18 protein-coding genes are annotated in these 20,040 nt (G+C 66.4%); 10 read left to right on the forward strand and 8 right to left on the reverse strand.

What is annotated here, in order from left to right:
- Positions 1 to 108 precede the first annotated feature (108 nt).
- From AB839_RS07045 to AB839_RS07080, 7 genes are all read left to right on the forward strand, one after another.
- A complete protein-coding gene (locus AB839_RS07045) occupies positions 109 to 2,799 on the forward strand; it encodes a toprim domain-containing protein (protein ID WP_061478816.1) in 2,691 nt (896 codons plus the stop codon).
- 184 nt (positions 2,800 to 2,983) lie between these two features.
- Positions 2,984 to 3,310, forward strand: a complete 327-nt coding sequence (locus AB839_RS07050; RefSeq protein WP_241776751.1) for a hypothetical protein — start codon at positions 2,984 to 2,986, stop codon at positions 3,308 to 3,310.
- Positions 3,303 to 3,488, forward strand: a complete 186-nt coding sequence (locus AB839_RS07055) for a hypothetical protein (protein WP_061478818.1) — start codon at positions 3,303 to 3,305, stop codon at positions 3,486 to 3,488. Before AB839_RS07050 ends, AB839_RS07055 begins: the two co-directional genes overlap by 8 nt.
- Positions 3,481 to 3,672, forward strand: coding sequence for a hypothetical protein (locus AB839_RS07060; RefSeq protein WP_061478819.1), 192 nt, complete (start codon positions 3,481 to 3,483; stop codon positions 3,670 to 3,672). The genes AB839_RS07055 and AB839_RS07060 overlap by 8 nt, the downstream gene beginning before the upstream one ends.
- A complete protein-coding gene (locus AB839_RS07065) occupies positions 3,665 to 4,453 on the forward strand; it encodes a hypothetical protein (protein ID WP_061478820.1) in 789 nt (262 codons plus the stop codon). Before AB839_RS07060 ends, AB839_RS07065 begins: the two co-directional genes overlap by 8 nt.
- Positions 4,450 to 5,364: a DNA cytosine methyltransferase gene (locus AB839_RS07070; protein ID WP_061478821.1), complete on the forward strand. Its 915-nt coding sequence runs from the start codon at positions 4,450 to 4,452 to the stop codon at positions 5,362 to 5,364. The genes AB839_RS07065 and AB839_RS07070 overlap by 4 nt, the downstream gene beginning before the upstream one ends.
- Positions 5,365 to 5,629: 265 nt before the next feature.
- On the forward strand, positions 5,630 to 5,869 hold the full coding sequence (locus tag AB839_RS07080) for a hypothetical protein (protein WP_061478823.1): 240 nt from the start codon (positions 5,630 to 5,632) through the stop codon (positions 5,867 to 5,869).
- Positions 5,870 to 6,165: 296 nt separating this feature from the next.
- On the opposite strand, the gene AB839_RS07085 is transcribed toward AB839_RS07080, so the two are convergent.
- From AB839_RS07085 to AB839_RS07095, 3 genes are all read right to left on the reverse strand, one after another.
- Positions 6,166 to 8,562, reverse strand: coding sequence for a peptidoglycan-binding protein (locus tag AB839_RS07085; RefSeq protein ID WP_061478824.1), 2,397 nt, complete (start codon positions 8,560 to 8,562; stop codon positions 6,166 to 6,168).
- A gap of 25 nt (positions 8,563 to 8,587) precedes the next feature.
- Entirely contained in the window at positions 8,588 to 9,163 is a 576-nt protein-coding gene (locus tag AB839_RS07090) for a lysozyme inhibitor LprI family protein (RefSeq protein WP_061478825.1), read from the reverse strand.
- 155 nt (positions 9,164 to 9,318) lie between these two features.
- On the reverse strand, positions 9,319 to 10,773 hold the full coding sequence (locus tag AB839_RS07095) for a SulP family inorganic anion transporter (RefSeq protein WP_061478826.1): 1,455 nt from the start codon (positions 10,771 to 10,773) through the stop codon (positions 9,319 to 9,321).
- 208 nt (positions 10,774 to 10,981) lie between these two features.
- Here AB839_RS07095 and AB839_RS07100 point away from each other — a divergent pair, with 208 nt between their 5' ends.
- Together AB839_RS07100 and AB839_RS07105 are read left to right on the forward strand one after the other, a co-directional pair.
- A complete protein-coding gene (locus AB839_RS07100) occupies positions 10,982 to 11,962 on the forward strand; it encodes a cation transporter (protein WP_061478827.1) in 981 nt (326 codons plus the stop codon).
- Between the two features lie 111 nt (positions 11,963 to 12,073).
- On the forward strand, positions 12,074 to 12,499 hold the full coding sequence (locus tag AB839_RS07105; RefSeq protein WP_061478828.1) for an organic hydroperoxide resistance protein: 426 nt from the start codon (positions 12,074 to 12,076) through the stop codon (positions 12,497 to 12,499).
- A 230-nt stretch (positions 12,500 to 12,729) separates the two neighbouring features.
- Here AB839_RS07105 and mmsB read toward each other — a convergent pair whose 3' ends face one another.
- The 5 genes from mmsB to AB839_RS07130 are packed head-to-tail and all read right to left on the reverse strand — an operon-like array spanning position 12,730 to position 18,269.
- Positions 12,730 to 13,620 (reverse strand): 3-hydroxyisobutyrate dehydrogenase, encoded by an 891-nt coding sequence (gene mmsB / locus AB839_RS07110; RefSeq protein WP_005420650.1) that lies wholly within the window; start codon positions 13,618 to 13,620, stop codon positions 12,730 to 12,732.
- Positions 13,617 to 14,792, reverse strand: a complete 1,176-nt coding sequence (locus AB839_RS07115) for an enoyl-CoA hydratase/isomerase family protein (RefSeq protein ID WP_061478829.1) — start codon at positions 14,790 to 14,792, stop codon at positions 13,617 to 13,619. Before AB839_RS07115 ends, mmsB begins: the two co-directional genes overlap by 4 nt.
- Entirely contained in the window at positions 14,789 to 15,586 is a 798-nt protein-coding gene (locus AB839_RS07120; protein ID WP_061478830.1) for an enoyl-CoA hydratase, read from the reverse strand. Before AB839_RS07120 ends, AB839_RS07115 begins: the two co-directional genes overlap by 4 nt.
- Entirely contained in the window at positions 15,583 to 16,749 is a 1,167-nt protein-coding gene (locus tag AB839_RS07125; protein WP_061478831.1) for an acyl-CoA dehydrogenase family protein, read from the reverse strand. Before AB839_RS07125 ends, AB839_RS07120 begins: the two co-directional genes overlap by 4 nt.
- Before the next feature lie 14 nt (positions 16,750 to 16,763).
- Positions 16,764 to 18,269: a CoA-acylating methylmalonate-semialdehyde dehydrogenase gene (locus AB839_RS07130; RefSeq protein WP_061478832.1), complete on the reverse strand. Its 1,506-nt coding sequence runs from the start codon at positions 18,267 to 18,269 to the stop codon at positions 16,764 to 16,766.
- Positions 18,270 to 18,384: 115 nt separating this feature from the next.
- Between AB839_RS07130 and AB839_RS07135 the strand changes: the two genes are divergently transcribed.
- Positions 18,385 to 19,752 (forward strand): short-chain fatty acyl-CoA regulator family protein, encoded by a 1,368-nt coding sequence (locus AB839_RS07135; RefSeq protein WP_061478833.1) that lies wholly within the window; start codon positions 18,385 to 18,387, stop codon positions 19,750 to 19,752.
- The last annotated feature ends 288 nt before the right edge of the window (positions 19,753 to 20,040 follow it).

Here is a 20,040-nt window from a genome sequence, read left to right on the forward strand (position 1 = left end):
TGCACCACCCGGCCCCGACTGCGCGCCAACGCCGCCGGGGGCGGTCAGGAGAGAACCATGCAACACCACCGCACCGCCGCTCATGCGGCGAACGAAGGCTGAGCCGCCATGCAAGAAGAAATCCGCCAACAGGTACTGTCGCGCGTCCAGCGCGACTATGGCCTTAAGCACCGTAGCGGCACCGAGTACATGCGCGGGGGCAAGTGCCCTCACTGCGGCAAGAAGGAGCTTTACACCAGCTACCTCAAGCCATGGGTGCTGCGCTGTGGCCGACAGGCCAAGTGCGGGCAAGAGGTGCGCGTGCGTGACCTCTACGATGATCTGTTCGACGACTACTCGAAAAGCAACCCGCAGACGCCACAGGCGCCGCATGCTGCCGCTGACGCCTACCTGGCCACCGGCCGCGGCTTCAATGTAAAGCCACTGCGCGGCCTTTATACGCAGGAAAGCTACTACGACCGCACGAAGCGCGAGGGTACCGCCACGGTACGGTTCCCGTTGGTAAAGGGCGGCTGGTGGGAACGGCTGATCGACCGTCCGCACCGCTTCGGCAAGCAGAAGGCCCGTTTTGCGCCGGGCGAGAGCTACGCTGGGGTGTGGTGGGGTGCCGCCGCACAGGATCAGCTGCGCACCGCCCGTGAGGTCTGGATCGTGGAGGGCATCTTCGACGCCATCGCACTCCTGCAGCGCGGCATCTGCGCCGTTGCCGCCATGTCGAGCAACGCCTATCCCGAACTGTCCCTCAAGGAACTGAAGGCCGCACGCCCCAACGACCTGCCGGTGCTGGTATGGGGTCTGGACAATGAGCCGGGCGCACGCGCCTACACCATCAAGCACGCCCGCCGGGCCGAGAAGCTGGGCTATCGCTGCTTGGCCGCGCAGATCGAGCAGGTGGGCGAGAAGAAGACCGATTGGAACGATCTGCACCTGCGTGCGCAGGCGGCTGAGGACGGCGACGCGCAGTGGCAGGCTGACCTCGACCAGGCGCGCCACAACGGCGCGGTGCTGATGGCGCGCACGGCCGTGGACAAGGGCCTTGTGATCTACCAGCGCGAGCAGAAGACCGAGTTCCACATCGAGTTCGCCTCGCGCCTGTTCTGGTTCGAGTTCGACGCGGTGCGCTTCGACAAGATGATGCGCGAGAAGAATCCCGACGACGAAGAAGGTACGCTCAGCGATGAGGCGGTGGCCAAAATCCAGCGCGCCTGTGCGTCTGTGCAGCAGATCGCCAACTGCTACCCCGAGGCGCTCTACTTCCAGCGCCACGAAGCGACCGACGAAAGCTGGTACTACTTCCGCGTTGACTTCCCGCACGACGCGCCATCGGTAAAGGGCACCTTCACCGGCGCCCAGGTGGCCAGTGCCACCGAGTTCAAGAAGCGCATCATCAGCCTTGCCCAGGGTGCTGTGTTCAGCGGTAGCGGCCAGCAGCTGGACCGGATGATGGAAGACCAGCTTTTCAACATCAAAAAGGTCGACACGGTCGATTTCGTCGGGTACAGCCCCGAACACAAGGCGTACATCTTCCCTGACCTGGCCGTGCGCGCCGGCGAGGTCACCCTCGCCAACGCCGAGGACTACTTCGAGTTCAACAAGCTGCGCATCAAGACCACGCAGCGGTCGATCCGCATGGACATCCAGCGCGATCACGAAAACTACTCCACCGACTGGCTCGGCTGGCTTTGGACGTGCTTTGGCACACGCGGGATCGTGGCCCTCACGTTCTGGTTCGGCTCGCTGTACGCCAATCAGATCCGTAGCAGTCACAAGTCGTTCCCGTTCTTGGAAGCCACGGGCGAAGCCGGCGCCGGCAAGACCACGCTGCTCAACTTCCTATGGAAGCTGCTCGCCCGCGCCGACCATGAAGGCTTTGACCCCGCCAAGTCCACGAAGGCCGGCCGCGCCCGCGCCATGGGGCAGATTTCCGGCATGCCTATTGTGCTGCTGGAAGCCGACCGCAGCGACAACGGAGACAAGGCGCACGCCAAATCGTTCGAGTGGGACGAACTGAAGGACTACTACGGCGGCGGCACCCTGGCCACGCGCGGTGTGCGCAACGGTGGCAACGAAACCTACGAGCCGCCGTTCCAGGGAACCATCGTCATCAGCCAGAACGCGCCTGTTGATGGCAGCGAAGCCATTCTCACGCGCATCGTGAAGCTGCATTTCAAGAAGCCGACTGCGACGACCGAGAGCCGGCAGGCTGCGGACAATCTCAATGCGCTACCGGTTGAGAAGCTGAGCTACTTCCTGCTGGCAGCACTCAAGGCGGAAACCGCCGTGATGGAGAAGTTTGCCGAGCGCGTTCGGTTCTACGAAGCCAGGCTGCGCGAGGAGAAGGAGCTGCGCGTCGAGCGCATCATCAAGAACCACGCGCAGATGCTTGCCCTGCTCGATGCGCTACGGCTGGTGGTCAACCTGCCGGAACACATGGTGCGCGAAACCCGAGATGCCCTGGTCAAGATGGCCACCGAACGTCAGGACGCCATAGGCGCCGATCACCGCATCGTCTCCGAGTTCTGGGATGCATACGAGTACATCGAGATGCAGGCCAGTGGCGACAGGCGAACCGTGCTGAATCACTCGCGCGACGACACCCGCATCGCCATCAACCTCAACGAGTTCATTCAGAAGGCGGGCTACTACGGCCAGCAGGTGCCCGACATTGGCGACCTGCGCCGACTGCTGGTTGAGTCCAAGCGCCACAAGTTCGTGAGCGCCAACACCGCCGTCAACAGCGCAATCCGTTCCACCCCGATGCTCAGCAGCACCGTGAAGTGCTGGGTGTTCCAGAAGTAAGACCCGCAGCAACAGCAAAGGCCCGGCGGGGAGTGCGCCAACACCGCCCCCAAGGCCATCCACCAACGAAGTTCAGGAGAGAACCATGCAACAGATGACAGGCCAAGCCTTGACCACCCTCGCAAAGTCGCTGGATTCCAGCACCGGACCCGGTGCGGAGGCTATCACGGGTGTGCATAACTGTGTGAATGCTGCGGCAGACGGTGAAACCGACGCCAGCGCTACGGTCACCCTCCATATCACCCACAACCGCGTCATCGCCACGGCGATGCTGAACATGGGACCGGCCAAGATCGCGCAGTGCGTGTTCGAGCGCCGCAGGGGCAGCAGGAAGGGCTGGGAACTGGTGAAGGGAACCGACTTCAACGACGAGACCAGCTGGATTTCGCCCGAGCTTGCCGACCTGGCCAGCCGCATTCCGTTCCCCTACGAAGTGGCCAACATGCTGCCCGGCAAGCGGGCAACCGCCGCTGCCGTCGCACAGGCCGCGCAGGAGGTGGCCAATGGCTGATTTCGTCGCCCTGCTGGCCATGTGCGTGCTGCTGCCGGTCGCTGGCGCCACCATGCTCAAGATGTGGCAGACCCGCCCCCCCCGCCGCCGGCACAGCGGCCTGGCCGTGGGCCAGATCCCGCAGGCGCTGCGCCGCCGTACCCCCATGGCTGTGCGACGGGAGGTGGCCCATGGCTGATATCGATGCCGCCCGCCGATTCCTCGCCGCTGAGTTCGCGAGCGCGGGGCTGCCTCACGTCGCCGGCGCCATCCTGGGCGGCACCAGCCCCTTTGGCCAGGGCACGTACATCACCGCTGTTGCAGCCGCGCTGGCAGCGCCCTGTGCGGCCTGTGGCTGCGCGAAGGAGGGCACCCATGGGTAAGCGCAAGTTGATTGCGGTGTGGTTCTCCTGCGGGGCCGCGAGCGCCGTAGCGGCGAAGCTGACGCTGGACCGCTACGGCTCGACCCATGACGTGCGCGTGGTGAACAACCCCGTCGCTAACGAAGATCCGGACAACCTGCGCTTCGCCCGCGATGTGGCGGCGTGGCTGGGGGTTGAGGTCGAGACGGCCATAAATTCGAAGTTCCCCACCTGCAATGCCGTCGACGTGTGGGAGAAGGAGCGGTACATGGCCGGTGTCGCTGGCGCGCCCTGCACCCGCGCACTCAAGAAGCGCGCACGCCAGGAATGGGAGCAGATCCACAAGCCCGACTTTCACGTCCTCGGCTTCACCGTAGAAGAACGCGCACGCCATGAGCGGTTCGTGCGCGGCGAGCGCGAGAACGTGCTGCCTGTGCTGATCGAAGCAGGCTTGAGCAAGCCCGACTGCGCGGCTCTGCTACTCTCCGCCGGCATCGCTTTGCCGGCGATCTATCTGCGCGGCTACCCGAACGCGAACTGCATCGGCTGTGTGAAGTCGCAGTCGCCGACCTACTGGAACCACGTGCGCCAGCATGACCCGCAGGTGTTCGCTGAGCGCGCAGAGCAGTCCCGCAGGCTGGGCGCCCGACTGGTCAAGGTGAAGGGTCAGCGGATCTTCCTCGACCAGCTGCAGCCGTCCGACAAGGGCGGCTCCATGAAGTCGCTGAACTTCGATTGCGGCATCTTCTGCGAGGAGCCGCCGCACCACATTGTTACCAGCCGCAGGGAGGCTCAGGCATGAAGGCTATCGACTTGTTCGCCGGCGGCGGTGGGTTCACGGAGGGCGCCGAGCAGGCGGGCTGCGAGGTGGTGTTGGCTGCGAACCACTGGCCAGCAGCTGTAGCTACGCACGCAGCAAACCACCCACGCGCCAAGCACATCTGCCAGGACCTGCAGCAGGCCGACTGGACCCAGATGCCCCACTATGACCTCCTGCTGGCCTCGCCCGCGTGTCAGGGGCATACCCCTGCGCGCGGCAAGGAACGCCCCCATCACGACGCCACACGTTCAACTGCTTGGGCTGTCGTCTCTGCGTTGGAGTGCAATTCGCCAGAGGCGGCGGTGGTCGAGAACGTACCCGCCTTTCTCAAGTGGAAGCTGTTTCCGGCCTGGTGCGCAGCAGTGCATGCATTGGGCTACGCGATCAGTCCGCACTTGCTGGACGCCGCCGACTTCGGCGTCCCGCAGCACCGCGTGCGCGTCTTCGTCCTGCTGACGAAGAGCAAGCATCCCTTGGAGCTGAGGCTGCCGAAGGTGCCGCACGTCCCTGCCAGCAGCTTCATTGACTTCAACGCCGGTGCATGGACAGCGGTGGAGCGCCCTGGCCGTGCCGCTGCCACAATCTCCCGTGTACGCGCTGGCCGAGCTGCTTTCGGCGAGCGCTTCGTGGCGCCCTACTTCGGCACCGGATCTGGCTTGACCGGCCGGTCACTGGATCGGCCCATCGGTACGATCACAACGCGGGACCGCTGGGCCGTGATCGACGGTGACCGCATGCGCATGGTTTCGGTGGATGAAGCCAAGATCGCCATGGGCTTTCCCCAGCACTACGTGCTGCCCTCAAACAAGAAGGACGGGATGCAAATGATGGGCAACGCAGTTTGCCCGCCCAAGGCATGCCAGTTCATTCAAGCATTGAGGGCCGCAGCATGACGCAGCAGCAGAAGGCACCGCCGCGCGCCCTCCCCGCCTGCGCGGCGGGCCATAAAGCCAGGTACGTCCATGATCTACGCCGTGAGAGCGCGGGCGGCGGCCACCTGATCGAGTGCCGTTGCAGCACCACTGCAAAGCATCCGTCGTTCGACTTGGCTTGGGCTCATTGGCACAAGCAACACGGCCTGCAGGCAGTGCAACCGGCCACGGCTATGCCGGCGCCCGCACCCCAGCTGCAGCTGCGGCTGGTTGGGGGAACAGGTTGATGGCAGCCCCCGGAACGGCAGGTGGAGGTGGTTTCGGCACGTTCTGGATGCTGTTCGGCCAGTTCGGGGCAACGCTGACTGTCGAGCAGTTGCGTGACGCCTTCTTCCCGTCGTCAACCATGAAGACCATGGCCAACAAGCACAGCGCGGGTCTTTTGCCGCCCCGTGTCGGGGAGGTCTACGACACGCGCGACGTAGCCGATTGGTGGGACGAACAACGAAAGGCACGGGCATCGTGAACCAACGAAAAAGCCGCCGAAAGGCGGCTTTTTCTTTGAGGCGATGCAGCGAGCACGTGCCAATATTGTGCCAACGCCCTCAAAACCTTTGCACAGCAACGCTGTCGATCCAGTCCATCATGGGGGCCACGGACAGGCGCAGGGAATCGGCGTAACGGGCGGTGGCGGACGTCATCGGGGTGTTGATCGGGGAGACTGGCATTGCCAGTGAGATCAATAGTTTACACCGGACGGCTGAACGGCGGCGGGTGGCGCCGGGACTGGCCGCTCGACCGGCCCCGGGGTCGCCGCGTGGCTTACAACCCGCGGTTGCGCACCTGTTCCTGCTGCTGCTCCTGCGCACGCTGGTTGAACTGGCTGTCCAGCGCTTCGCTTTGCCGGCTGCTGGCCTCGACCGAGTGCGATACCGCCTGCTGGCGGTCGACGAAGGTCCGCTGCGCCGCCGGGTCGCCCAGCTCGCCCTGTACCGCAAACAGACCGGTGCCGTCGGGGCGGGCCACGACATGGTCGATCTGGCGCATGCCGGACACCTTGCTTTCGTACGCCAGCTGGCCGGCCGCCCGCTCAACCTCCTGCGGGTTGGCGAACAGTGGCTTCACGCCGGCCTGGGCACGCTGCTGCTCCAGCGCCTGCAGCTTGCCCAGCGCCTGGCCGAAGCGCGCGTTGTCGGCGTGCCCGGGGTCGCGCATGCTGGCCGGCGCTGCGGGCTCGGCCCGGGCCGGAGCCGCCGGCGCGGTACCGGCCTTCACCGCGTTGGGGGCATCGACCTGCGCCAGGGTCTTGCGGCCTGCCTTGCCATCGTCGTCCAGGCCGTTGTTGGCCTGGAACTGCTTGACCGCCGCAAAGGTGTCCTTGCCATACACACCATCGGCGTGCAGCGGCTTGCCATCGGCCCCGGCATAGCCCAGCGCCGCCAGCTTGCCCTGCAAGGCCTTGACCTCATCGCCGCGCTCGCCCTGCTTCAGCACGCCATCGGCCATCGGCGCCTGCTGTGCACTGCGTGCGGCCTGCGCGGCCTCGGGGCCCTGCGCGTGGACCTTGCCGCCCAGGGTGATGCGGTCATTGAGCATGTCACCCAGGAACCTGCGGTACTGGTCCGGCTCGAGCTCGATATGTGCGTGCACGGCACCCGGGGTGCCGGCATCGGACTGGCGGATCAACGGCGCGCCGTACTCGACGAAATCACCAGTCTTGTAGGGGGTGCTTCCACGTGCACCATGCAGCACCTGCCCGACCAGTTCACGCTGCGGATGCCCGGCCGGATGGCTCCAGATGCTGATGGAGTTCCACTTGTCGTTGTTGACCTGCACGTAGCCCGCGACCGGATTGGGAATCATCACTTCCCGGTCGCCGCGCGAAGTACTCAGGATCAGATCCTTGTGCACCAGCGGAATGCCGTTGCGATCACCACGGGTCCGCACCGTTTCCAGCTCGCCCTCGACCATTGCCGACGGGCGGTCAGCCTTGGCGGCATTGCCGGTGCGCACGGCCTCGGCGTTGGTGTTGGGGTGATGGATCTTCAGTTCGCGGTAGGCATCCTCGCCACTGGTGCCATGACGCAGTGTGCGGTTGCTGCTGCCGTTGCCAAAGGGTTCGACCACGACGATGCGCTGGCCACCGGGTGCGGGTGCGGCAGCGGCATCGGGTTCGCGCGCAGTCGCGGGTGCGGGTGCCGCAGCAGGCGTGGCCGGTGCCACAGGCTGCGCCGGCGTGTGCTCGCGTACCACCGTATCCAGAGCCTGCAGGGTCTGCCGGCCGGCCTTGCCATCAACGGTCAGCCCATGCGCCTGCTGGAACTCGCGCACTGCATGCTCGGTGTTGGCACCGTAGTGGCTATCGGCTGTCAGAGGTTGCCCGTTGCGGCCGGTATGGCCGGCCTGGATCAACTTGGCCTGCAGGGCCTGGACCTCGGTACCGTGCTCGCCGGGTGCCAGCACGCCGTCGGCCATCGCCGATGCGGCCGCGCGCTGCCCGCGCTGACCCGGCTCAGGTTCACCGAACGCTTGCTGGTAATCCTTGCCCCGGTAAGCCTCGGGGTTTTGGTTGACCTGGTCGTAGCGCGCCAGCCCGACCAGCGCGTTCTTCTCGGTGAGCGCACGATCACGCAGCGAATCCCACAGGGTGGGCGAGCTCTGGAAGTGCGACTGCACGTTGGCGTGCTTGTAGTCCTGCACCGCGCGGACAATCTGCTCGTCACTCAGCTCAGCCAGCTTGAAGTCTTCGCTGTAGGCTTGCTGGAGACCCTTCTGGAACACCGAACGTGTCATGCCGCGGTACTGCACCGAGGTGCTCCACAGCGCGTCCTGCACGGCCGGACCACGGCCGGAAAGATCAATGCCTACATCCTTCAGGCGGCCCATCTGCACGTCGTAGTACTGGTGCTGGATGAAGTCGTGCTGGTCCCTGGCAAACCCTGCCGGATCGGCCGCCGCCACTTCCTTCCAGCGTTCGGTGAAGGCCGGGGTTCCTGCCTGCAGGCCGTTGAAGCGGTTGCCATAGCGCGAGGCGGCGACGTATTCGTCCACGCCGCCAACGTTGGTGGCGTACTGGTAACTGCCATACGACACGCCACCATGGTCGCCCCTGCCGGTGGAAACGTGGCCGGGGCCACGACCTCCGGTTTCGAAATGCGCCGACGTCTGGCCGCGATGCCAGCTGTCCATTGCCTGCTTTGCCTGAGTCACAACATCCATCTTCCTGCACTCCTTTGCGGGGGATTTACTTTGAGGTCAGTGCCTGCAGCACATCGGCACGGTTGGCGGTGCGATTGATCCGGCAGGACTGCGCGTCCAGCATCTGCCCCTGCCCGTCTTCGGCAGGGTTCCAGCTGCAGTAGCGATTGGTATCGGACATGTAGGCAGCCTGCTCGTCCATCAGCCTGTCCTTGTCCTTGCCATCGGGGCCGTCAACGATCTTCATGAAAGCCTGCTCGAGCCGCTGCTCCTGCCAAGCAAGCTCGTCATCACCACACGCCTGCAGTGCCGATGTCTCGCCGCCACTGGATCTCACGCATGCAGCATACTGCGGCCGCAACGTCGCCTTGTTGTAGGAATCATCCGGGCGCTGCGGCGGCATGTCCTGGTCATCGGCATCGGCCACCGTCGTGGCAGGTGCGGCACGTGCAGGCTCTGCAGTGGCCGGCGCGGCGGCCGCGGGGGCAGCTGCCGTATCCGCCTCCGGGCTCTTGGCCTGGCATGCCGCCAGGCTGAGGCCAAAGGCCAGCGCAAGGGCGATGGCCCCAGCCTTGCCGAACGTTTCACGGGGGGCCGCTGGAAGGTGGTTTATTCCCTGCATTGCTTGCATCTCCTTGGCATCCAGGCGCGTGGCCCGTCAACGCGGGGCCGTCCATCGGCCCCATCAGGAAACGCATGCTACGCGAGCGCCGGTTTCAGATGCCTGACCGGATTCAGAATGCGTGCACCTCGTCGCAGAAGCAGGATGCGTAAGCCTCAATGCCCGCCCGCGCGCCCGCCCACCTGTTCGATCAGCGTCTGGCTAGCCACATTGAGGCCCACCACCACCACCTCCGCCCCATGCGCGGCCAGCTTTTCCTGCGCACGTTCCAGCGCGGCCACTGCGGTCAGGTCCCACAGGTGGGCGTCACGCAGGTCGATCTGCACCTTCGGCGCGACGTGCTGGTAGTCAAACGCCGCGCCCAGCTGGCCGGCAGACGCAAAGAACACCTGCCCGCGTACGCGGTAGACCTGCGTGTCTCCGGCATCCTCGCGCTGCACCTCCAGCATGCGGCCGACCTTGCGGGCGAAGAACAGCGCCGACAGCAGCACGCCACTGAGCACGCCCTTGGCCAGGTCGTGGGTGGCCACGGTGACCACCACGGTCAGCAACATCACGGCCGAGGAACTGCGCGGATGCGTGCGCAGGTCGCGCAGCGAGCGCCAGCTGAAAGTGCCGATGCTGACCATGATCATCACCGCCACCAGCGCAGCCATCGGGATCTGCCGCACCAGGTCGCTGCCGTACACCACCAGCACCAGCAGCAGCACGCCGGCCACCAGGCAGGACAGGCGGCCGCGGCCACCAGACGTCACGTTGATGACCGACTGGCCGATCATCGCGCAGCCGGCCATGCCGCCGAGGAACCCGGTGACCGTGTTGGCCACGCCCTGGCCGACGCATTCGCGGTTGCGCTCGCTGGGCGTCTCGGTGATGTCCTCGACGATCTGCAGGGTCATCATCGATTCGAGCAAGCCGACCACGGCCAGCGTGGCCGACACCGGCAGCAGGATGCGCAGCGTTTCCCAGCTGAGCGGTACATCGGGGATGAGGAACTGCGGCAGGCTGTCCGGCAGCTGGCCCATGTCACCAACACTGCGCACGTCCACGCCAAAGCCGATCACTACGGCGGTGAGCACGACGATTGCCACCAGCGGCGAAGGCACGGCGCGGGTGAGGCGCGGCAGCAGGTAGATGATCGCCAGTGCGGCGGCACACAGCACGTAGACGGTGGGACCGCGGCCGATCAGTTCCGGCATCTGCGCCAGGAAGATCAGGATCGCCAGCGCGTTGACGAAGCCGGTGATGACCGAGCGCGAGACGAATCGCATCAGCGACCCAAGCTTGAACACACCGGCCAGCACCTGCAGCAGGCCGGCCAGGATGCTGGCGGCGAACAGGTACTGCAGGCCATGGTCCTTGACCAGGTCGACCATCACCAGCGCCATTGCACCGGTGGCGGCGGAGATCATGCCCGGCCGGCCGCCAGCGATGGCGGTGACCACCGCGATGGAAAACGCGGCGTACAGGCCGACCTTGGGGTCGACGCCGGCGATGAGCGAGAAGGCGATGGCCTCGGGAATCAGGGCCAGGGCGACGACCATGCCGGACAGCAGATCACCACGGATGTTGCCGAGCCATTGCTGGCGCAGGGGGTAGGACGTTTGCATGGAAAAACTCCGCGCGCACGCGGGCGTGGCCGCATGGCGCTGCAGTGGAAAGACGCGGGTTCCTGAGCCGGGCGGGCCGGCTGCCGAGATGCGGCAAGGGTCAGGGTGGCGTGATCACTGCAGGCGGGAATCGGTACGTGGGAGGGACGCAGTCTACGGCACAGGGCTGCCAAGGGACAGCGTCGACAGTCCGCAACGGCAGCGGAGCATGGCTCCGCTCTACAATCGCGCCATGGCCACCGACCACGCACAGTTCTTCGATCCCGCCACCGAACAAGGCGTGCTGCGCCTGTCCATCGCAGGCTCACTGCTGCTGGCCGCGGCAGCGGTAGTGTTCGGCCTGCTGGCCAATTCCTCGCTGATCATCTTCGACGGCATCTACGGCCTGATCGATGTGGTGATGACCTGGCTGTCACTGCTGGTCGCGCGGCTGATCGCACTGTCCACCAGCACCGACGCGCTGCAGTCGCGGCTCAACCAGCGCTTCACCATGGGCTTCTGGCACCTGGAGCCGATCGTGCTGGGGGTGAGCGGCACGCTGATGATCGGCGCTGCGCTGTATGCGCTGGTCAATGCGGTCGACGCGCTGATGTCCGGCGGCCGCCACATCGCGCTCGGTCCGGCCATCGCCTTCGCCGGGTTGTCGATCGTCGGCGAAGGTGCGCTGGCCTGGTTCGTGCTGCGCGCCAACCGCCGTATCGGCTCGGAGTTCATCGCACTGGATGCGAAAAACTGGGTGATCGCGGCCAGCATGTCGGCCTGCTACCTGCTGGCCTTCCTCGGCGGCGTGCTGGTGCAGGGCACGTCCTGGGCCTGGGTCGGGCCGTACATCGACCCGGCCATCCTCGCCTTCGTCTGCGTGCTGGTGATGATCGCCCCGCTCGGCACCGTGCGCCGGGCGCTGGCCGGCATCCTGCTGGTCACCCCGCCGGAACTGCAGGCGCACGTGGACGCGGTGGCACGCGCGATCGTGGCCGAGCATGGCTTCGTCGAGCACCGCAGCTACGTGGCCCAGGTCGGGCGTGGCGAACAGATCGAACTGTTCTTCGTGGTGCGCGAGGACGACCCGCCGCGGCCGCTGGTGGAATGGGACCGGCTGCGCGATGAGATCGGCGATGCGCTGGGCGAGGCCTCGCCGGACCGCTGGCTGACCATCATGTTCACCACCGACCGCGAATGGACGATCTAGGCCAACAGGACGATCGATCAAGTTTTTCGTACGCGTTGCAACCCAACGTACGCGGAAAGCGGGCAAAGTAGGCTCCAACGCAACACCCACCCACTGACCAGGAGCATCCCGATGTCCATCGAAAAGGTTCTGTACACCGCCCAGGCCACCTCTACCGGCGGCCGCGAAGGCCGTTCCGTCTCCTCCGACAACGTGCTGGACATCCAGCTGTCGACCCCGCGCGAGCTGGGCGGCGCCGGCGGCCCAGGCACCAACCCGGAACAACTGTTCGCCGCCGGCTACTCGGCCTGCTTCCTGGGCGCGCTGAAGTTCGTCGCCGGCCAGGCCAAGGTCGCGCTGCCGGCCGACACCACCGTCACCGGCAAGGTCGGCATCGGCCAGATCCCGACCGGTTTCGGCATCGAGGCCGAGCTGACCATCAACGTGCCGGGCGTGCCGCGCGAGCAGGTGGAAGAACTGGTGCAGAAGGCACACGTCGTGTGCCCGTACTCCAACGCCACCCGCGGCAATATTGATGTAACGCTGATCGTTGCCTGATGCGGTGCTGCCGGCCAACGGCCGGCACTACCCGCGCGCGGTGCAAAAAATGGGCGGATGCCGGTCGAAACCGAACATCCGCCCATCCCACCTCGGGTGGTCCCCGGCACGCGGCCGGGGACGCATTCGCTACGGCGCGCATCCATCCTTCTGGAGGAGAGCCCCCTTGTTGTTCAAGGGGGTGCGCCAACGGCGCGGGGATAAGGTGGAATGCGCGGACCAGCGACCGGTTACCGGTCGCTGGTGATGAGCTGCACGACGCTGGAGAAATCCAGCTTGCCGCGGCCGGCCTGGTGGTTCATCGAGTACAGGTTGCGGGCCACTTCGCCCAGCGGGATCGAGGCGCCGACGCTCATCGCCGCTTCCACCGCCAGGCCCATGTCCTTCAGCATCAGATCGCTGCCGAAGCCACCGCTGTAGCCACGCGAGGCCGGCGCATTCTCCAGCACGCCCGGCCACGGGTTGCACACCTCGGTGGCCCAGCTGCGGCCGGTGCTGACCGCCATCATCTGCGACAGCACCTTCGGGTCCAGCCCGTGCGCCACGCCCAGTGCGATGGCTTCACCGGTCACCGCCATGATCACGCCCAGCGCCATGTTGTTGCACAGCTTGGCGACCTGGCCGGCACCGCTGGCGCCGACATGGAAGATGTTCTTGCCCATCGCCTGCAGCACCGGGCGAGCGCGTTCCAGCGCGTCCTCTTCGCCACCGACGATGAAGGTCAGGGTGCCGGCCTGGGCGCCAGCGGTACCGCCGGAGACCGGTGCGTCGATCATCTGCAGGCCACGCGCGGCGGCCGCTTCGGAAACCTTGCGGGCACTGGCCGGTGCGATCGTGCTGCAGTCGATGACCAGTGCACCGGCCGGGATCGCGGCGAGGATGCCGTCATCGCCCAGGTACACACCTTCAACGTGGCGGCTGGCCGGCAGCATCGAGATCACGACCTCCGCATCGGCCAGGGTATCGCGTGCCGACGACGCCGCGCTGGCACCGGCATCGACGGCGGCCTGCACCGCGGCCGGGACCAGATCGAACACGCGCACGGTGTGGCCGTTCTTGACCAGATTGGCGGCCATCGGGCCACCCATGTTGCCCAACCCGATGAATGCAATGCGGCTCATGCAAGGCTCCTTTCAACAAGGGGAGTGCCCAGGTCGGCCAGCGGATGCGCGGCAGCGGCCCAGGGGGAAGCAAAGAAGGTGTCGGCCCACGCACAGGTGGCCTCGGCCAGGGTGGCCGGGTTCCACTGCGGATTGCGGTCCTTGTCGATCAGCAGCGCGCGGATGCCTTCGGCGAAATCACCATGGGCGGCGCAATGCAGGGCGACGATGTACTCCAGGCGGTAGATTGCGGCCAGATCCTGGCCGGCACTGCGGCGCTGCAGCTCGTACGACAACCGTGCTGACCCAGGTGCCCCGGCGGCGAGCGTTTTCTGTGCCGCCTGCAACCACGCATCATCGGTCTGCAGGCCGGCAATGCGCGCGACAATGGCTTCAAGGTCATCGCCTTCGCACAACGCATCGACCTGCGCCGCGTTGGCCAGCAGCGGACCGGTGGCGGCATCGCTGGCATGCGACTGCAGCAGATGGGTCAGGCGTTCGTGGTTGTGTGCGGGCTCACTGGACCAGGCCACCTGCAGCAGCGCATCGAACACCGCACTGCGGCGCTCTTCGGGCACATGTACATCGGCCAGGCCAGCGTAGATGGCATCGCCCGGGTTGAGCAGCGCCCCGGTCAGGGCCAGGAACAGCCCGCCCTTGCCCGGCACGCGCGGCAGCAGCCAGCTGCCACCGACATCAGGGAACAGGCCAACGGTGATTTCCGGGAAGGCCAGCTTGGAGCGCTCGCTGACCACACGATGGCTGGCGCCGGACATCAGGCCGATACCGCCGCCCATCACGATGCCGTGGCCCCAGCACAGGATCGGCTTGGCGTAGGTGTGGATGAGGTAATCGACGCGGTACTCGACGTCGAAGAACTCGGCGGCGTAGTCGTTCTCGCGGATGTCGCTGCGGCCGGCCTCACGGAAGGCGACCATGGCCTTGTACAGGCTGTGCAGGTCGCCGCCAGCGCAGAACGCCTTCTCGCCAGCACCCTGCAGCACCACCATGGCGATGCCGTCGTCGTCGGCCCAGGCGTTCAACTGCTCCAGCAGCAGGTGTGCCATCGGCAGCGAGAAGCCATTGAGCGTGCGCGGCGCGTTGAGCGTGGCGATGCCGATGCGCATGCCGTTACCGGCCACGCGCTCCTCGAACAGCACCGGTGCGTCGTCGGCAGCGGTGTCGGTGCTCATGCGTTCTTCCACTGCGCGGCGCGCTTTTCCAGGAAGGCAGTCACGCCCTCGACCTGGTCGGCGGTGTCGAACAGATCGACGAAGGCTTCGCGCTCGGCCACCAGCGCCGAGGCGTGGGTGCCGGTGCGGGTGGCCTGTACCAGCGTCTTGCAGGCGGCGATGCTGGTCGGGCTCTGCTTGCCGGCCTTTTTCGCCCACTCCAGCGCCAGTGCCTTGGCTTCGCCCTTGCCGACCTTTTCTTCGGCCAGGCCGATGCGCAGCGCGGTCTCGGCATTGATGCGCTCGCCCAGCAGGATCATGCGCTTGGCCCAGCCCTCGCCGACCAGGCGCGGCAGGTTCTGGGTGCCACCGGCGCACGGCAGCAGGCCGACGGTGGCCTCCGGCAGCGCCACCTGGGCGTGGTCTTCGATGATGCGCAGGTCGCAGGCCAGCGCGCATTCCAGGCCTCCGCCCATCGCGTAGCCGTTGATCGCGGCGATCGACACGCCACGGAAACCGGACAGCGCCTCGAAGGCTTCGCCGAAACGGCGCGCGGCTTCGCGCGCTGCGGCCTTGTCGCCGGAAGCGAACTGGTTGAGGTCGGCACCGGCGGAGAAGAACTTCTCGCCGTCACCGGTGATCACCAGCGCGTAGATGTCGCGGTCTGCGTTGAGCGCGCCGACCAGGTCGCGCAGCGCCGACAGGCTGTGCACGGTCCAGGTGTGCGCCGGCGGGTTGTGCAGGGTAACCACGGCGGTGTGGCCATCGACCTCCACCTTCAGGCCCACGTGCTCCTGGGTACGCCAATCCTTCATCGCAGTTCCTCTTCGGTGTTGAGCAGGTGACGGGCAACGATCACCCGCATGATCTCGTTGGTGCCTTCCAGGATCTGGTGCACGCGGCAGTCACGCAGCAGGCGCTCGATCGGGTACTCGCGGATGTAGCCGTAGCCCCCGTGGATCTGCAGCGCTTCGTTGCAGACGTTGAAACCCGCATCGGTAGCAAAACGTTTGGCCATCGCGCACCACACATTGGCATCGCTGGCACCGGCATCGAGCTTGCGTGCGGCGGTATGCACCATCTGCCGCGCGGCCACCAGCTGGGTGACCATGTCGGCCAGCTTGAACTGCAGCGCCTGGAACTCGGCCAGCGCCTTGCCGAACTGGCGGCGCTCGCCCATGTAGCGGCGCGCGGCATCCAGCGCGCCCTGCGCGGCACCCAGCGAGCAGGCAGCAATGTTGATGCGGCCACCATCCAGCCCCTTCATCGCCAGCTTGAAGCCGCCGCCTTCCTCTCCCAGAAGGTGGCTGACCGGCACGCGGACGTTTTCGAAGGTGATGCCACGGGTGGGCTGGCTGTTCCAGCCCATCTTCTCTTCCTTGCGGCCGAAGCTGATGCCCGGCAGGTCCGACGGCACTGCAATGGCGCTGACGCCGCCGGCGCCGGCACCGCCGGTACGTGCCATCACCACCAGCAGTTCGGTGGCACCGGCGCCGGAGATGAAGGCCTTCGAGCCGTTCAGCACATAGAAGTCACCGTCGCGCACGGCGGTGGTCTTCAGCGAGGCCGCATCGGAACCGGCTCCCGGTTCGGTCAGGCAGTACGAGGCCAGCTTGTTGCCCGAGGACAGGTCAGTGCCCCACGCATCGCGCAGTGCTGGCTGGCCCCACGTGGACACCATCCACGAGGCCATGTTGTGGATGCTGATGTAGGCCGCAGTCGACGGATCGATGTTGGCGAGCTCCTCGATGACGACGGCGGCGTCCAGCCGGCTCAGGCCGCTGCCGCCCACTTCCGGGTCCATGTACAGACCGCAGAAGCCCAGTTCACCGGCCTTGGCGATCGCCTCGCGCGGAAAGATGCCCTCCGCATCCCATCGCGCGGCGTGCGGTGCCAGTTCGGCCAGTGCGAAGTCGCGCGCTGCCTCGCGGTACGCCTGCTGCGCTTCTTCCAGTTCCGTCGTCATCGAGTGGCTCATGGCTGCTCCTGCCGTTACTTCAGGCTGATCGTGGTGTTGACGCCGTGGCTCAGCGTTTCGTCATCGAACCAGCGCGCGGTGACCGTCTTGGTCTGGGTGTAGAACAGCACCACCTGCTTGCCGTACGGGCCCAGGTCGCCCAGCTTGGAGGCGCGCGAACCGGTGAACGAGAACAGCGGCACCGGCACCGGGATCGGCACGTTGATGCCGACCTGGCCGACGTCGATGTCTTCCTGGAACTTGCGCGCGGCCGCGCCGGACTGGGTGAACAGTGCGGTGCCGTTGCCGTTCGGGTTGCTGTTGACCATCGCGATGGCGTCTTCCAGCGTCTCCGCTTCGAGGATGACCAGCACCGGCCCGAAGATTTCTTCCTGGTAGATGCGCATGTCGGTGGTGACACCGGCAAAGATGGTCGGACCGACGAAGTTGCCCTTCTCGAAGCCATCCACCTGCGGCCTGCGGCCATCGAGCACCAGCTTGGCGCCCTGCTCCACGCCCGAGGCGATCAGGCCTTCCACGCGCTCGCGAGCGCTGCAGGAAATGACCGGGCCGACGTCGGTGCCGGACACGGTGCCGGCGCTCACCTTCAGGGTCTTGGCCTTTTCGACCAGATCCTGCACCCAGTTGCGCGCTTCACCGACCAGCACCAGGGTGGAGGCGGCCATGCAACGCTGGCCCGCGGCGCCGAAGGCCGCACCGACCATCGCGTTGAGGGTCTGTTCCTTGTTGGCGTCCGGCAGCACCACGGCGTGGTTCTTGGCGCCCATCATGCACTGCACGCGCTTGCCGGCCAGCGAGGCACGGTTGTACACGTGGGTGCCGACGCGGGTGGAACCGACGAACGACACGGCCTTGATGTCCGGGTGGTCGCAGATCGCGTTGACCACTTCTTCGCCACCGTGGACGACGTTCAGCACGCCCTTCGGAATGCCGGCTTCCAGGGCAAGCTCGACCAGGCGCATGGTGACCATCGGGTCCTGCTCGGACGGCTTGAGGATGAAGGTGTTGCCCGTTGCAATCGCCATCGGGAACATCCACAGCGGGATCATCGCCGGGAAGTTGAACGGTGTGATGCCGGCGCACACGCCCAGCGGCTGCATGATCGTGTAGGTGTCCACGCCATTGGCCACGTTGTTGGCCAGCTCGCCCAGCTGCAGGTTGCCGATGGCGGCGGCGTGCTCGACCACTTCCAGGCCGCGGAACACATCGCCTTCGGCGTCGGGCAGAGTCTTGCCCTGTTCGGCGGTGAGGATGTGGGCCAGCTCGCTCATGTTCTCGCGGATCAGCTGCTGGTACTTCAGGAAGATGCGCGCGCGGGTGCCGATCGGGGTCTTGCGCCAGGTCTTGAAGGCTTCCTTGGCGGCGGCGACGGCGGCGTCCACTTCGCCGGTGGTGGCGAAGGGCACCTTGGCCAGCACGTCCTGGGTGGCCGGATTGATCACGTCCTGCCAGTGGGAGGTGGCCGATTCAACGAACTGGCCATCGATCAGCATGCGGATACGGGGCGCTGCAACAGTCATGACGACAATCCCACAGGGTGCGAAAGATGCTTGGCATTATTCACAGCATCCACCTCGATTTCCGGGCTGAATCCGCTTAATCTGGCCAACACGCCCCACGATTCCTGTTAATTCTGTGAATTCCTCAGCTCCCCAGCGGCAACTCGGCCTGCGCCTGCTGCGGCTGCGCGAACAGCGCGGCTACAGCCAGGTTGACCTGGCGCGGGCACTGGGGTTGTCGGCCAGCTACCTGAACCAGATTGAGCGCAACAAGCGTCCACTGACCCCGGCCGTGCAGAAGAAGCTGGGCCAGGTACTCGGGGATGTTTCGGCGCTGTTCGACGAAGATGAGCCCGCCGCGCTGCAGGAAGCGCTGGGCGAGACCCTGCGCGACCTGGGCCTGGCCGAAGTCAGTGCCACCGAACTGCGCGCCCTGGCGGGCAACCTGCCGCAGGTCAGCCGTGCGCTGCTGGACCTGCACCGCCGCCACCTGGCACTGCGCGAGCATGCCGCCGCGCTGGAGTTCCAGCTGGGCGAGCCCGGCGCCGGCAGCACCCTGCCGGCCGGCGACCAGGTGCGCGAGTTCTTCAACCGCATGCACAACCATATTCCCGAGCTGGACGAACTGGCCGAGCGCCTGTTCGCCGAGTGGGGGCTATCGCCTGGGCATGTGGCGCCGCGCTTGCGCCAGCTGCTGGCCGACCGCCACGGCGTGCTGGTGGAAGTGGCCGCACTGCAGGCCGGGCGCGAGAAGCGCCATTACGATGCCGGCACGCGCCGGTTGTGGCTGCCGGACTACCTGGAGCCAGGCCAGCAGGCGTTCCAGATGGCCGCCGAACTGGCCCTGCACGGCTACCTGCCGCAGATCGACGCGGTGGTGGCGCGTGCGGGCTTCACCGATGACGCGCGCATCGCGCAGGCGCGGGTGGGTCTTTCGAACTACTTCGCCGGCGCGCTGGTCATGCCCTACATGCGCTTCCTGCGTGCGGCCGAGGCCAGCAGCTACGACATCGAACTGCTGGCGCACCAGTTCGGCGTCGGCTTCGAGGCGGTCTGCCACCGGCTGAGCACGCTGGCACGGCGCAGTGCGCCCGGCCTGCCGTTCTTCTTCATCCGCGTGGACCGCGCGGGCAACGTATCCAAGCGCCATTCGGCCACCGACTTCCATTTCTCGCAGGTGGGTGGCTCGTGCCCGCTGTGGATCGTCTACGAGGCGTTCAACCAGCCAGGCCGTATCCTTACCCAGACCGCGCGCATGCCCGATGGCCGCCGTCATTTCTGGCTGGCGCGGCAGGTCAGCAGTGGCCCGGTGGGCCATGGCCAGCCGCGCAAGACCTTCGCGGTGGCGCTGGGCTGCGATCTGCAGCATGCCGAGCGGCTGGTGTATTCACTGGGGCTGGATGTGCAGAGCCCGGGCAATTCGGTATCGATCGGGCCGGGTTGCCGGGTGTGCCCGCGCGAGGACTGCATGCAGCGCGCGTTCGCGCAGTTGCCGGGCAGGTAGGGTTGGTTCGGCAGGGCTGCGCTCTGCAACCGTGGTAGTACCGGCCGCTGGCCGGCAACCTAAAAAGCAACAGCGGGCTTTCCGTGGGTTGGCGGAGTGGGTCCGGTTGCGGGGGACGCTGCAAGTACCCCTCCGGGGCCCGGCCCAGCCGCTGGCGGCTGTGCGTTCGGGCGCTTGCGAAGCAGTGCTTCGCAAGCAAAGCGCCCTCACCCATGTAAGCTCGGTCGCCGCTTGCTCGTGTGCGCTGTCCTGCGCACACGGCAAGACCGGGGTTGGGCGTCCTGCCCA

The organism is Stenotrophomonas sp. DDT-1, from assembly GCF_001580555.1.
GTDB classification, from domain to species: domain Bacteria; phylum Pseudomonadota; class Gammaproteobacteria; order Xanthomonadales; family Xanthomonadaceae; genus Stenotrophomonas; species Stenotrophomonas sepilia.